Below are 13607 nucleotides of genomic sequence, written 5' to 3' on the forward strand. Positions count from 1 at the left end.
CGGGCATTTTTGCTGCAAACTCTGGTTTCGTCTGCACGTTTGGTAGGCGCGATTGGACTCGAACCAACGACCCCCACCATGTCAAGGTGGTGCTCTAACCAGCTGAGCTACGCGCCTGTTGTTCTGTTCGATGAAGCAATTGTAGCACGGGTTTTTCACTCATTTTTTGAGAGCTAACATTTTCTTGTCATCGAGCACTGTCAGGCGCAATTGGGACTTACATCAGCGCCTTCTGGCAGAGCGAACGCCGGAGACGCTGGCGACGATGCCAAGTACCTTGTTGAGGCGACCCGAATCCGCCACTTCCACCGTGAACGTCATCCACGCCGTCCCCTTGACGGACTGGGTCTGCACCCCGATGACATTGGTCTTCTCGCGTGCAAACACGTCCGAGATATCGCGCAGCAAGCCTTGACGGTCGGCCGCCTCCACCGCAACGTCCACAGGGTAAACCGGTCCGCCCTTGTCCACATGCTTGGGGGTGCCCCAGTCGACCTCGATGACACGCTCAGGGCTCTTGGCCATCATCTCGCGGAAATTGGAGCAATCGCAGCGGTGCACGCTCACGCCCTTGCCACGAGTCACAAAGCCGCCAATCTCGTCCGGAGGAGCCGGCTTGCAGCATTTGGCCAGCTGCGTCATGAGCGAATCAACGCCCACCACCAGCACCCCGCCGCGCGAAGAATCATGGCCACGCGCCTTGCGCACCGGCGTGAACGCGTCTTCCTCTGGCGTTTCTTCACTGGGACGCAGCACTACTTCGATATTGCGCAGTGAATACTCGTCCTTGCCCACGACTTCAAACAGTGCATCGGCAGACTTGAAGCCCAGCTGTGCAGCCAGCTCTTCGAGCTTGATCGCCGTCTTGCCCTCGCGCTGCAGCAGCTTTTCAACGGCCTCGCGCCCGCGCGAGACGGTTTCGTGCGTGGCCTGGGCATTGAACCAGGCGCGCACCTTGGCCTTGGCACGGTTGCTGACCAGATAACCCAGCTCGGCATTGAGCCAGTCGCGGGAGGGCCGGTCTTCCTTGGCTGTGTTGATTTCTACCGTCTGGCCGCTTTCCAGAGCGGTGTTCAGCGGCACCATGGCTCCGTCCACACGCGCGCCACGGCAGCGATGGCCCAGGCTGGTGTGCACCGAGTAGGCAAAGTCCACCGGCGTGGCCCCTTGCGGCAGCTCGATCACGGCCGCATCGGGAGTCAGCACATAGATGCGGTCTTCGAACAAGCCACGCTGTGCCGAGCCCGTCAGGTCGCTGCCCCAGGCCAGCAACTGGCGCAGCACGGCGATCTTGGCGTCATATTCGCTGGACGCAGACACGCCCGCATAACCTTTGGTACCAGCTTCCTTGTAGGCCCAGTGCGCGGCCACGCCATGCTCGGCATGGTCGTGCATGGCCTGGGTACGGATCTGGATCTCTATGGTGCGGCCGGTTTCATCGCGCACCACCGTGTGCAGCGACTGATAGCCGTTGGGCTTGGGTTTGGCGATGTAGTCGTCGAACTCCTTTTCCAGCGGCGTGAATTGCTCATGCACCCAGGAAAGGGCTGCATAGCAGTCCTTGACCGTAGGCACGATGACGCGCATGGCACGAATATCGAACAACTGGTCAAAGCTCAGCGACTTGCCGCGCATCTTCTTGACGATGCTGTAGATATGCTTGGGACGCCCTTGAACGGAGGCGCTGATGCTGTGGGCGCGCAAGTCGGCCTCGAGGCGCGCGCGCATCTGCTCCATATAGGCTTCGCGCTCGACCCGCTTTTCGTCGAGAAGACGAGCAATCTGGCGATAGGTATCGGGCTCCAGAAAACGGAAAGCCAGATCTTCGAGCTCCCACTTGATCTGCCAGATGCCCAGACGGTTGGCCAGCGGCGCAAAGACATACAGCGCTTCGCGCGCGATGCTGGGTGAAACCGGGCTCTTCTCGGCCGCGTAGTAGCGCAGCGTCTGCAAACGCGACGCCAGGCGCAGCAGCACTACCCGCAGATCGCGCGAGAAGCCCAGCAGCATCTTGCGCACGTTCTCGGTCTGCGTGGCCACGCCATCGACATGCTGGCTGCTCAACTCGGCCTCTCGCGCCTGCTGCTGCACGCGGATGAGCTTGATGGTTTCGACGGCCAGGGTCGCAAAATTATCGCCAAACGCCTTGGCAATCACTTCCTGCGGCTTGTTCAGGTGCACGCTGGCGTGCACCAGATAAATGGCCGCCTGCATGGTTTCCGAGCCCCCAATCTTCTTGAGGATGGCGGCCACGGCGTCGGCGTGGGTCAGGGTGTTTTCACCGGTCTCCATGACTTCGCCGGCAATCAGCGGCTCTGCAAAGGCACGCGCGCGCGCCAGCGCATTGACTTGGTCAGGCAAAACCTCGGATGTGGCGGTAATCAGATGCGGCGTAGGCTCCGTGAGCTTGGGTGCGGCGTCAGAGACTGTGGTTACGGTATCGCTGGTCTTCATGCAGCTTCCTCTTGGGCCTGCTGCGCAAGACTGATGCTCGCAGGCAGACCCTTATCCCCTTGTAAAAACTTTTGTATCAACGCCACTTGCCCTGGCACTACCAGCGTCGGAGCATGTCCCACACCTTCCAGTTCCGTGCAATGCGCTCTGGGCCCACGCTCGGTCATGGCCTTGGCGGTACGGCTCGAAAGCAGATCGGACTCGGCCCCTCTGATAAGCAAGACCTGTGCCTTGATCTGGTCGTAAAGCTGCCAGAGCAAGGCCTCACCAACCTGGGCGGTCTCGCGCGTCATCTGAGCCATGGGCACTGCAATACGGGGGTCGTAATGCAACACCACGCCCCCTTGGGGATCTGGCTTGATCATGGCTTGCGAGAGCCGGCTCCACTGCTCATCGCTATGTGGGCCGAATCCCTCGGAAATCAAGCGCATGGCAGCAGCAGCGCTCTCAAAGTTGGGAAACTGCAAGCCTTTGCCGACATAGGAGCCGATGCGTTCCAGCGACTCCCATTCAATCGCCGGACCTACGTCGTTGAGCACCAGCCGCCGAACAGGCACCGGCAGCGGCAGACCGGGCTGCCCCACGACCCCCATCCCGATCAGACCGCCCATGCTGGTGCCCACCCAGTCCAGGGTTTCAATCGGTGCCTGAGCATGCAGCTGGGCCAGCAGCGCAAGCATATCTGCCGCATACAGCGGCAGCTGATAGCCCATGGGGTCGGCCAGCCAGTCGCTTTCGCCGCGCCCCACCACATCGGGGCAGATCACGCGAGCAAAGCGGCTGAGCTCGGTTGCCAGCACATCAAAGTCTCGCCCCTGGCGCGAGAGGCCATGCACGCAGACGATGACATGAGGATGTCTTGGATTGCCGGTATGGTTCCATTCCCAGTACGCCATTCGATGGGTGCCCTCGGGCTGAGCCTCGACCTGCCAGCGGCGCTGAGCACTGGCCCAGGTGGGAGCCGTTGCAGAGGCTCCGGGACACGATACGTAATTCAGCGTAGGTTGATTCATGGAGAACGCGTTTTCAGGACCGGGGCCGATAATGGCTGTCGTCGCATCGTAATTCATTCGGAGACCTTGTATGTCCATGTTGAAAGGCAAAACCGCTCTCGTGACGGGATCGACCAGCGGAATCGGCCTAGGTATCGCAATCGCTCTCGCACGCCAGGGCGCCAATATCGTGCTCAACGGCTTTGGCGATGTCGAAGCACCACGCGCCCAAGTGCTTGATGCAGGCAAAGCGGCCGGCATCGAAGTGGGCTACCACGGTGCGGACATGAGCAAGACCGCCGACATTGAAGCCATGATGAAATACGCCGCTGCCGAATTCGGCCGCGTCGACATCCTGGTCAACAACGCCGGCATCCAGCATGTGGCCAAGGTGCAGGACTTCCCCGTGGAGAAGTGGGATGCCATCCTCGCCATCAACCTAAGCAGCGCCTTCCACACCACGCGCCTGGCCCTGCCAGCCATGCAGCAGGCCAACTGGGGCCGCATCATCAATGTGGCCTCGGTGCACGGCCTGGTCGGCTCGGCCGAAAAATCGGCCTATGTCGCCGCCAAGCACGGCATCGTCGGCCTGACCAAGGTGACGGCGCTGGAAAACGCCACCACTGGCGTGACCTGCAACGCCATCTGCCCCGGCTGGGTGCTGACGCCGCTGGTACAAAAGCAGGTGGATGCGAAGGCTGCCGCCCAAGGCATCAGCAATGAAGACGCCACCAAACAGTTGCTGGGCGAGAAAGAGCCTTCGATGCAGTTCACCACGCCCGAAGAGCTGGGCGAGCTGGCCGTCTTCTTCTGCTCGGCCGCTGCCAACAATGTGCGCGGCGTGGCATGGAACATGGACGGCGGCTGGGCCGCACAATAAAAGCCGCTCGGCTCCGGCGAATGCGTCTATTAATTAGATAGCATCTAGCGCCTTCCAGTAGCCACATTCAGCATCAAATCATGATGAAAATCAAAAAGGAGCAGCGCAAGCTGCTCCTTTTTTTATACGAGCCACGCGGATCCGGTCACTGCATCTGAATCGAGCCACCGACGCTGACCGTCACCTCGGTGCGATCCGCCTCCACCGGCACAGGCGCAGCATCGGCATAGCTGGCCTTGGCCATGCTCATCATGCGAGGGCGCGGCATGGGATGCCCGCCACCGCCGCTGCTGCTCACATTGACCTCGCGCAGGCTGTAGCCCGCAAAACCGAAGCTCTTGGAGATGGCAGCAGCACGCTGGCGGAAGCTCTCGATCGCCTTGGCCTGGGCTTCGCCCTCCACCTTTTCCCGTGCTTCGCGTGAGAGGCCGAAGCTCATGCTGGCCAGCGTCATGTCCTGCACCTTGGCCGCAGCCTGGGTGATGCGAACAAAGTCGCGCCCCTGCAGCACGATCTCAGCCTGGCCCTGCCAGCCTTCGATCTTGCCGTTGTTGCCATAACGCGGCGAGATGGAGAAATTACCGGTGCTCAACTCCATCTGCCGACCTTGGGCATCGTTACGCAACGTGGTCATGGCGGACTCCACGATCTTTTGCAACTGGGACTGAACGGACGCAGCATCGCGACCATCCTTGCTGGCAGACAGGGTTGCCGTCATCCAGTCCTGCTTGACCTCCACGGTTCCCTGAGCCGACAGCTGCACCACATTGGCAGGTCTTTGCATGTCACGCGCGGCGCCCTGGGCCCATACATTGCCGCCAGCACAGGCCGCAGCCAGCACAAGTGCGGCAGCCGCGCAGCGAGAGGAAGAGGAAGACTTGGAAAATTGATTCATGCGGTTCACCCTTGTAAGTAAATCAGGCCATGCAGATACATATGCATTTCACCATTGCGCAAAGTCGCTGCAGCGCAGCATGTCAGCCCAGAGTGTGACTTTATGTACGAATACTCCACATTCGACACACCAACAGAACAAACACTGAAACAATAGTGCAAAATGCTCTAAAAAAGTTCCTCATGAAACATTTATTGTTCCATTAATAAACGCAACAATCGTAACAAGCAGCAAGATTTGACCTTGTTTTGCTGGTTTTTTCTGATCCAGCGATAACAATGGGCCAGTTACAAATAAATCGACAAGGACGATCATGGCAACGACGAACAACCGTACTGACAAGATCCTCGTGGTGGATGACGATGCACGCATCCGCGACCTACTGCGCCGCTATCTGACGCAGGAAGGCTTCGAGATCATGATTGCCGAGGACGGCAAGGCGCTCAACCGCATCCTGCTGCGCGAGACTGTCGACCTGATCGTGCTGGATCTGATGATGCCCGGCGAGGATGGCCTGTCCATCTGCCGCCGCCTGCGCTCTGCCAACGACCGCACCCCCATCATCATGCTGACCGCCAAGGGCGAGGATGTGGACCGCATCGTGGGCCTGGAAGTGGGTGCCGACGACTATCTGGGCAAGCCCTTCAACCCGCGCGAGTTGCTGGCCCGCATCCATGCAGTGCTGCGCCGCCGCCCTCCTCAGGAAGCACCGGGCGCTCCTTCGGGCGACAACGAGGTGGTGACCTTTGGCCCATTCACCTTCGACCTGGGCACTCGCGTGCTGCAAAAGAATGGCGAGGAGTTGCCACTCACCACGGGCGAATTCGCCATGCTCAAGGCCCTGGTGCGCCACCCGCGCCAGCCTCTGTCGCGCGAAAAACTGGCCCTGCTGGCCCGTGGCCGCGAATTTGAGCCGTTTGACCGCAGCCTGGACGTGCAGGTTTCCCGCCTGCGCAAGCTGATCGAGGAAGACGCTGCCGCACCGCGCTATATCCAGACCGTCTGGGGCGTGGGCTATGTGTTCGTACCCGATGGCATGAACTGATTCTGCCCGCCTCCATTGCAACAAGCCGCCCGCTGCGCGGCTTGTTGCGCTTGGGTACCGGCCCATAAGGCCCATAAGTCAAGCTCTTTCAACAACCACCAGTAGATAGACACTTTTTGGACAAACCGTAACCCGTGTCGCCCATATTGGGCGTACCCTCGGGTCCAGTTATTTCCGCATTGCTGTTCATGAGCGCCTTTCACCATCCGCCGCCCGACGCCACCAGCCCCGTACCTCTGGAGTACGAGCGGCGCAGCACTGCTCGCTCGCCTGTGGGGCTGAACCTGTTCTGGCGAACCTTCTGCCTGCTGGCCCTGCTGCTGGTGGGCAGCATTCTGGCCTGGCTGCAGACACTGCGGGCACTGGATTTCGAGCCGCGCACGCTGCAAACAGCCAAGCAAGTGGCCTCTTTGGTCAACCTGAGCCGCGCCGCACTTGAGCATTCGGATGCGATCAACCGCGTCTCCCTGATCAAGACCATGGCCGACCAGGAAGGCGTGCGCATTCTGCCCCGCGAGCCCGGCGACTCCTTCGAGCTGCTGGAGCAAAACGCCCTGGGCCAGAAGCTGACCGAGGAGCTGACCACCCGCCTGGGCTACGGCACCGTGGTGGCGCGCAGCGTCAACGGGGAGCCCGGCCTGTGGGTGGGCTTCACCATCAATGGCGACCGCAACTGGATGCTGATGGACCAGTCGCGCTTCACTCCCGCCAGCGGCCAGACCTGGCTGATCTGGCTGAGCACGGCCGCCCTGCTGTCGCTCATCGGCGCAGCCGCCATCGCCCGCCTGATCAACCGGCCGCTCAAGCAACTGTCTTACGCGGCCAATCGCGTGCGGGAGGGCGACTTCGACGCCAGCCAGCTCGACGAGGAGGCCGTGACCAGCGAAATCCGCGAAGTCAATATCGGCTTCAACCGCATGGCGCAGAAGCTGGCCAAGCTGGAGCAGGATCGCGCCGTGATGCTGGCCGGTATCTCCCACGACCTGCGTACGCCGCTGGCGCGGCTGCGCCTGGAAACCGAGATGAGCGTCTATGACGATGTGGCGCGCGAGCACATGGTGGCCGACATCGTTCAACTGGACGCCACCATCGACAAATTTCTGGATTACGCCCGCCCCGATCATCGTGTCATGCTCAGCCCCGTGGATCTGCACGCCGTGGTTGCCTCCTGCGTCTATGCAGTGCAGGACCACCGTGAGCTGCAAATCACCATGAACGTGCCCGAAGATCTCTACGTCATGGCCGATGAGGTGGAGCTGGCACGCGTGATCTCCAACCTCTTCGAGAACGCACGCCGCTACGGCAAGACCCCGTCCACCGACACCACCGAGGTGGACGTGGTTGCCAAGGAAAGCGAGAAATGGGTGGTCATCCGCATCCGCGACCATGGCAAGGGAGTGCCTGCCGAGCAACTGGCCAACCTGACCCAGCCCTTCTTCCGCGGCGACACGGCGCGCACGGCAGCTGCGGGCGCAGGCCTGGGTCTGTCCATCGTGGACAAGACGGTGCAGCGCATGGGCGGCATGTTTGCCCTGTCCAACTCATCGACGGGCGGCCTGGTCGCCCATCTGCAGCTGCAGCGCGCCATGGGTGTGACAGCCGGTGCGGCGCCCGAGCAGCGCCTGCAGCGCCCCCAGGTCAAGCGCAATCTGCCGCGCGACAAGAAAGACGATGAGGTCGTGGAAGACTGAATCTGCCCACCCCATTGCACAATCGGCATCGCCTTTCAACCATCTGCCGGAGAGTTCACCATGCAAGCCCGATGCCTGTGCAAAGCAGTTCTCGTCACCGCACCCGATACCCACGAAGTTCATGTCTGCCACTGCCGCATGTGCCGGCGCTGGGGAGAAGGCCCTGCCTTCACCCTGCATGGCGGCACGGCGGTGCAGACCAGCGGCCCCGTCACGCGCTATGCCTCCTCGCCATGGGCCGAGCGTGCCTTCTGCAGCAGCTGCGGCACCCACCTCTTCTACCGCCTGCTGGCAAACAACGAGCATTTTCTGTCTGCCGGGCTGTTTCAGGACGCCCAGGGACTGACACTGGCGCAGCAGATCTATATCGACGAGAAGCCCGACTATTACGCGTTGGCCAATGACACCCCGACCCTGACCGGGGCCGAAGTGCAAGCCCTCTACAGCGATTCATGACCGGCTTTCGCAGCGGCCATTGCGCCGAACGAGGCTAGGCAGTCCGCACCAGCAAGGCCACGGCACGGGCCTCCATGGCCTGCTGCTGACCCACAGGCCCCAGCTTCTCGGCCGTCTTGGCCTTGACGTTGACCTGCTCCACATCCAGCTCCAGCACCTGGGCAATGCGCTCGCGCATCTTCTCGATATGGGGTGCCAGCTTGGGCGCCTGGGCCACGATGGTGCTGTCGATATTGCCGATCTCGAAGCCCTTGGCGCGCACGCGCCTGGCAGCTTCGGCCAGCAGCACGGCGGAGTCAGCCCCCTTGAACTGCGGGTCGGTATCCGAGAAATGGCGGCCGATATCGCCCAGCGCCGCAGCGCCGAACAGCGCATCGGTGATCGCGTGCAGCAGCACGTCGGCATCAGAATGGCCGAGCAGCCCCAGGGTATGAGGCACTTCGACACCACCCAGAATCAGCTTGCGCCCAGGGACCAGGGCATGGACATCCCAGCCTTCACCAATACGAAAATTCATAAAAATCCTTGTCAAACCCTTGCTCAGAAAGCGCAAGCAGCTATCAAATTAAATACTATCTGTGCCAATCCGGCTCGGACACGGCCTTGCCCGTCGCCAAGCTCAGTCGATGGCGAATCCGTCTACCCACGCGCCTTGCGCTGCAGCAGCACAGCCTCGGCCAGCGCGAAGTCGTCGGGATAGGTCACCTTGAAATTCTGCGCACCACCCGGCACCAGTCTGGGTGAGTGACCGGCCAGCTCCATGGCGCTGGCTTCGTCGGTCACCGCAGCACCCGCCGCCTGCAGCGCAGCCAGCAAGGCTGCAATACGGAACATCTGCGGCGTCTGCGCCAGCCATTTGTCGCTGCGCTCCACCGTCTGCGCCACACGCGCCGGGCCTGCGCCGGCGGCCTGCTGCTTGAGCGTGTCGGGCAGCTTCAGCGCCAGCAGCCCACCCACCGCATCCGGCAGGCAGGCATCAATCAAGGCATTGACCTGCGCCGATGCAACCAGACAGCGCGCCGCGTCATGCACCAGCACCCAGTCCTCGCCGCTGGCCCCCATGCGCAGCAACTCCTGCAGGCCGTTGCTCACGGTCTCGGCACGGGTGGCTCCGCCACAGGCAGCAATGCCGAGCCGATCGTCCGTGGCGCGCCCCTGCCAGAAACCATCGGCAGCAGAGACCACCAGCAGCACCCGGTGCATGCGCTGCACCGCCAACATGGCGGCCAGCGTGTGCATGACCATGGGCTGGCCCGCAACGCTCTGGTATTGCTTGGGCAGCTCGGGGGCAGGGGAATCTGCAGCAATGGCGCGCAGACCGACGCCCGCGCAGGGAATCAGCCCCCAGCAGCGGGGCGCAGATACCGACGACGACGACGACGCCGCCGCCGCATTTGCCTTGTTGTCTGTCATGGACTCAGGCGAGAAAAACCGATCTGTCATGCACAGTATTTTAAAATCAGCATTTCGTCCGAAAGCCCCTGAGATCCATCGAAGACCTGCTTTCGACTTGCATCGCCTTGAGGTGTCCCCATTTTGAGTGAATGCGCCGCCAACCATCAGCTCCGCGCTGATTGGGCTGTGAGCCCTGCCTTTGATGGCCGGACTCGCCCGCATTCAATCTGTCCCCTTTTTTGCATCCAGCCCGCACCTATGTGCCGCTGCCTGCGCTCGTCTGTGAAAAACCATGCAACTGCCCAAGCTCACCCCCGGTAAACGCTTTCACCTGCCCCGCCCTGTTGGCAGCGCCGACGCACTGCTGCTGGCCAGGCTGGGCGAGCGTGAAAAGCAAGCCGGCCGGGTCACGGCCATTGTCACGGCCGATGCCGCCGATGCCCACCGTCTCATGGAGGAGATGGCCTTCTTCGCCCCCGAGCTGCGCTGCGCATTGTTCCCCGACTGGGAAACCCTGCCCTACGACAGCTTCTCGCCGCACCAGGATCTGATCAGCGAACGCCTGGCCACGCTGTGGCGCATCAACCAGCGCGACAAGCAGCATGGCGCCGATGTGGTCATCGTGCCCGCTACCACGGCCCTCTATCGCCTGGCCCCGCCCTCGTTTCTGGCCGGCTATACCTTTGAATTCAAGCAGGGCCAGAAACTGGATGAGGCCAAGCTCAAGGCCCAGCTCACGCTGGCGGGCTACCAGCATGTGTCCCAGGTGGTCAGCCATGGCGAATACGCGGTACGCGGCGGCCTGATCGATCTGTTCCCCATGGGCTCGCTCCAGCCCTACCGCGTGGACCTGTTCGACGACGAGATCGACTCCATCCGCACCTTCGACCCCGACACCCAGCGCAGCCTCTACCCCGTGCCCGAGGTGCGCCTGCTGCCCGGCCGCGAGTTCCCGATGGACGAGGAGGCGCGCGCCAAGTTCCGCAGCCGCTGGCGCGAGCTGCTCGAAGGAGACCCCACGCGCAGCCGCATCTACAAGGATATGGGTGTGGGCATTGCCACGGCCGGCATCGAGTACTACCTGCCGCTGTTCTTTGACGAGACGGCCACCGTCTTTGACTATCTGGGTGACGAGGTCACCGTGGTGCTGCACGGCGATCTGGAGCCTGCCTTCCAGCGCTTCTGGCAGGACACCAAGGACCGCTACCGCCTGGTGCAAGGCGACCCCGACCACCCGGCGCTGCCGCCCGAGACCCTGTTTCTCAGCGCCGACCAGTTCTATACCCGCAGCAAGGAGCATGCCCAGTTGGCCTTGCGCCCGGGCACCGAAGATGTGGCCGACAGCGCCATCTTCCAGAAGCTCGAAGACCTTTCCGTGCTGCGCGGTGCCGATGATCCGCTGGCCAAGCTGCAAAAACATATAACAGCCAGCGCAAGCCGGGTCTTGCTTCTGGCCGAGTCCGATGGCAGGCGCGAGAGCCTGCTGGACTTTTTCCGCGCCTCGGGCGTCAACCCGCCCGTGTTCGACTCTCTGGCAGAGTTCCAGGCCGATGCCACGGAAAAGGTCGGCATTGCCACCTCCAGCCTGATGACGGGCTTTGCCTGGATCGAGGAAGGCCTGGACTTCGTCACCGAAACCGAGCTGTTTGCCAGCAGTCCCACGGGCCGCCGTCGCCGCCGCCAGGAGCAGGTCAGCGACGTGGAGGCCCTGATCAAGGACCTGTCCGAGCTCAAGGTGGGAGACCCCATCGTCCATGCCGACCATGGCATAGGCCGCTATCGCGGGCTGATCAATATGGACATGGGCCAGAAGAACCCTGACGGCACGCCCGCGCTGCAGGAATTTCTGCACCTGGAATATGCGGCCGACGCCGTGCTCTATGTGCCCGTCAGCCAGTTGCACCTGATCAGCCGCTACACCGGCGTCTCGCCCGACGATGCGCCGCTGCACAAGCTGGGCGGCACGCAATGGGAAAAAGCCAAGCGCAAGGCCGCCGAACAGGTGCGCGACTCGGCCGCCGAGCTGCTCAATATCTACGCCCGCCGCGCCGCGCGCCAGGGCCATGCCTTCCGCTTCCCCACGGCCGACTATGAGCAGTTTGTGGCCGACTTCGGCTTCGAGGAAACGGCCGACCAGCGCGCCGCCATTCACGCCGTGGTGCAGGACATGATCAGCCCCCAGCCCATGGATCGCCTGGTCTGTGGCGATGTGGGCTTCGGCAAGACCGAGGTCGCGCTGCGCGCGGCCTTTGTGGCGGCCATGGGCGGCAAGCAGGTCGCCTTCCTGGCCCCCACCACGCTGCTGGCCGAGCAGCACTACCAGACCCTGGTGGATCGCTTCTCCAAATGGCCGATCAAGGTGGCCGAGGTGTCGCGCTTTCGCTCGGGCAAGGAGATCACGGCCGCCATCAAGGGCATCTCGGACGGCACGGTCGATATCGTGGTCGGCACGCACAAGCTGCTGTCCGAATCCACGCAGTTCAAGAACCTGGGCCTGCTCATCATCGACGAGGAACACCGCTTTGGCGTGCGTCACAAGGAGGCCATGAAGGCCATGCGTGCCGAGGTCGATGTGCTGACACTGACGGCCACCCCGATTCCGCGCACCATGGGCATGGCGCTGGAGGGGCTGCGCGATCTGTCGGTGATTGCCACGGCGCCGCAGCGGCGTCTGGCCATCAAGACCTTTGTGCGCAACGAGGGCACGGGCGTGATTCGCGAAGCCGTGCTGCGCGAGCTCAAACGCGGCGGACAGATCTACTTCCTGCACAACGAGGTCGAGACCATAGAGAACCGCAAGCAGAAGCTGGAGGAAATCCTGCCCGAGGCCCGCATCGCCGTGGCCCACGGCCAGATGCCCGAGCGCGAGCTGGAACGTGTGATGCGCGATTTCGTGACCCAGCGCTACAACATATTGCTGTGCTCGACCATCATCGAGACCGGCATCGACGTGCCATCGGCCAACACCATTCTCATCAGCCGCGCCGACAAGTTCGGTCTGGCACAGCTGCACCAGTTGCGCGGCCGCGTGGGACGCAGCCATCATCAGGCCTATGCCTATCTGATGGTGCCGGACCTAGACGGCCTGACCAAGCAGGCCCAGCAGCGGCTGGAGGCCATCCAGCAGATGGAGGAGCTGGGCTCGGGCTTCTATCTGGCCATGCATGACCTGGAAATCCGTGGCGCCGGCGAGGTGCTGGGTGAAAACCAGAGCGGCAATATGATGGAAGTGGGCTTTCAGCTCTATAACGAGATGCTGTCCGAGGCCGTTCGCAGCCTCAAGGCCGGCAAGGAACCCGATCTGCTCTCGCCGTTGTCGGCCTCCACCGATATCAATCTGCACGCCCCGGCCCTGTTGCCCAACGACTACTGCGGTGACGTGCATCTGCGCCTGTCGTTCTACAAGAAGCTGGCCACGGCCAAGACGGCCGATCAGATCGATACCCTGCTCGAGGAAATCGTGGATCGTTTCGGCAAGCTGCCGCCCCAGGCGCAGACCCTGATTGACGTGCACCGCCTGCGCGTGCTGAGCCAGCCCTATGGCGTGGTCAAGGTCGATGCTGCCCCCGGCGTGATCAACATCAGCTTCAAGCCCCAGCCGCCGATCGATCCCATGAACATCATCCACCTGATCCAGAAGAACAAGCACATCAAGCTGGCGGGCAACGAGAAGCTGCGTATCGAAAAAGAGCTGGAGAACCCCAAGGACCGTGCCCAGATGGTGCGTGATGTGCTGCGCAGCTTGGGCCAGCCGCTCAAGAGCGAAACAGCTGTTCATGCCTGACAAGGCTGCTGACAA

At 62.3% G+C, this 13607-nt stretch carries 10 protein-coding genes and 1 tRNA gene; 5 read left to right on the plus strand and 6 right to left on the minus strand.

Annotated features, from left to right (window positions below; all coding sequences use genetic code 11):
* Positions 1 to 40 precede the first annotated feature (40 nt).
* The 3 genes from CTATCC11996_RS20310 to CTATCC11996_RS20320 form a co-directional block, all read right to left on the minus strand.
* Positions 41 to 117 (minus strand) — tRNA-Val (locus CTATCC11996_RS20310).
* 105 nt (positions 118 to 222) lie between these two features.
* Positions 223 to 2454 (minus strand): RelA/SpoT family protein, encoded by a 2232-nt coding sequence (locus CTATCC11996_RS20315; RefSeq protein WP_003079822.1) that lies wholly within the window; start codon positions 2452 to 2454, stop codon positions 223 to 225.
* On the minus strand, positions 2451 to 3467 hold the full coding sequence (locus CTATCC11996_RS20320; RefSeq protein ID WP_172590542.1) for an alpha/beta fold hydrolase: 1017 nt from the start codon (positions 3465 to 3467) through the stop codon (positions 2451 to 2453). The genes CTATCC11996_RS20315 and CTATCC11996_RS20320 overlap by 4 nt, the downstream gene beginning before the upstream one ends.
* Positions 3468 to 3543: 76 nt before the next feature.
* Here CTATCC11996_RS20320 and CTATCC11996_RS20325 point away from each other — a divergent pair, with 76 nt between their 5' ends.
* Positions 3544 to 4326, plus strand: coding sequence for a 3-hydroxybutyrate dehydrogenase (locus tag CTATCC11996_RS20325; protein ID WP_003079827.1), 783 nt, complete (start codon positions 3544 to 3546; stop codon positions 4324 to 4326).
* Positions 4327 to 4471: 145 nt separating this feature from the next.
* Here CTATCC11996_RS20325 and CTATCC11996_RS20330 read toward each other — a convergent pair whose 3' ends face one another.
* Positions 4472 to 5221, minus strand: a complete 750-nt coding sequence (locus CTATCC11996_RS20330) for an SIMPL domain-containing protein (RefSeq protein ID WP_003079829.1) — start codon at positions 5219 to 5221, stop codon at positions 4472 to 4474.
* Positions 5222 to 5534: 313 nt separating this feature from the next.
* On the opposite strand from CTATCC11996_RS20330, the gene ompR reads away from it, so the two are divergent.
* The 3 genes from ompR to CTATCC11996_RS20345 all read left to right on the plus strand — a co-directional run bounded on the left by ompR (position 5535) and on the right by CTATCC11996_RS20345 (position 8413).
* Positions 5535 to 6266, plus strand: coding sequence for an osmolarity response regulator transcription factor OmpR (gene ompR, locus CTATCC11996_RS20335; protein ID WP_003055820.1), 732 nt, complete (start codon positions 5535 to 5537; stop codon positions 6264 to 6266).
* A gap of 188 nt (positions 6267 to 6454) precedes the next feature.
* Positions 6455 to 7957, plus strand: a complete 1503-nt coding sequence (locus CTATCC11996_RS20340; protein ID WP_003079833.1) for a sensor histidine kinase — start codon at positions 6455 to 6457, stop codon at positions 7955 to 7957.
* 60 nt (positions 7958 to 8017) lie between these two features.
* Complete coding sequence (locus tag CTATCC11996_RS20345; RefSeq protein WP_034349751.1) at positions 8018 to 8413, plus strand: GFA family protein; 396 nt, start codon at positions 8018 to 8020, stop codon at positions 8411 to 8413.
* Between the two features lie 34 nt (positions 8414 to 8447).
* Here the strand turns inward: CTATCC11996_RS20345 and ispF are convergent, their stop codons facing one another.
* Both ispF and ispD read right to left on the minus strand, forming a co-directional pair.
* A complete protein-coding gene (gene ispF / locus CTATCC11996_RS20350; RefSeq protein WP_003079838.1) occupies positions 8448 to 8930 on the minus strand; it encodes a 2-C-methyl-D-erythritol 2,4-cyclodiphosphate synthase in 483 nt (160 codons plus the stop codon).
* A gap of 122 nt (positions 8931 to 9052) precedes the next feature.
* On the minus strand, positions 9053 to 9826 hold the full coding sequence (gene ispD / locus CTATCC11996_RS20355) for a 2-C-methyl-D-erythritol 4-phosphate cytidylyltransferase (protein ID WP_034349756.1): 774 nt from the start codon (positions 9824 to 9826) through the stop codon (positions 9053 to 9055).
* A 274-nt stretch (positions 9827 to 10100) separates the two neighbouring features.
* On the opposite strand from ispD, the gene mfd reads away from it, so the two are divergent.
* Positions 10101 to 13592 carry a transcription-repair coupling factor gene (mfd, locus tag CTATCC11996_RS20360; protein WP_003079843.1) on the plus strand — a complete coding sequence of 1164 codons (3492 nt, stop codon included), beginning with the start codon at positions 10101 to 10103 and terminating at the stop codon, positions 13590 to 13592.
* Positions 13593 to 13607 lie beyond the last annotated feature (15 nt).

Origin of the sequence: Comamonas testosteroni ATCC 11996, from assembly GCF_000241525.1 — a bacterium.
GTDB classification, from domain to species: domain Bacteria; phylum Pseudomonadota; class Gammaproteobacteria; order Burkholderiales; family Burkholderiaceae_C; genus Comamonas; species Comamonas testosteroni.

What these genes read in the sequence shown, in the direction of transcription:
- CTATCC11996_RS20320 (WP_172590542.1), bottom strand. Translation starts at nt 3,467, where the DNA reads ATGAATCAACCTACGCTGAATTACGTATCGTGTCCCGGAGCCTCTGCA.
- CTATCC11996_RS20345 (WP_034349751.1), top strand. Translation starts at nt 8,018, where the DNA reads ATGCAAGCCCGATGCCTGTGCAAAGCAGTTCTCGTCACCGCACCCGAT.
- ispD (WP_034349756.1), bottom strand. Translation starts at nt 9,826, where the DNA reads ATGACAGACAACAAGGCAAATGCGGCGGCGGCGTCGTCGTCGTCGTCG.
- CTATCC11996_RS20325 (WP_003079827.1), top strand. Translation starts at nt 3,544, where the DNA reads ATGTTGAAAGGCAAAACCGCTCTCGTGACGGGATCGACCAGCGGAATC.
- CTATCC11996_RS20340 (WP_003079833.1), top strand. Translation starts at nt 6,455, where the DNA reads ATGAGCGCCTTTCACCATCCGCCGCCCGACGCCACCAGCCCCGTACCT.
- CTATCC11996_RS20330 (WP_003079829.1), bottom strand. Translation starts at nt 5,221, where the DNA reads ATGAATCAATTTTCCAAGTCTTCCTCTTCCTCTCGCTGCGCGGCTGCC.
- ompR (WP_003055820.1), top strand. Translation starts at nt 5,535, where the DNA reads ATGGCAACGACGAACAACCGTACTGACAAGATCCTCGTGGTGGATGAC.
- CTATCC11996_RS20315 (WP_003079822.1), bottom strand. Translation starts at nt 2,454, where the DNA reads ATGAAGACCAGCGATACCGTAACCACAGTCTCTGACGCCGCACCCAAG.
- ispF (WP_003079838.1), bottom strand. Translation starts at nt 8,930, where the DNA reads ATGAATTTTCGTATTGGTGAAGGCTGGGATGTCCATGCCCTGGTCCCT.
- mfd (WP_003079843.1), top strand. Translation starts at nt 10,101, where the DNA reads ATGCAACTGCCCAAGCTCACCCCCGGTAAACGCTTTCACCTGCCCCGC.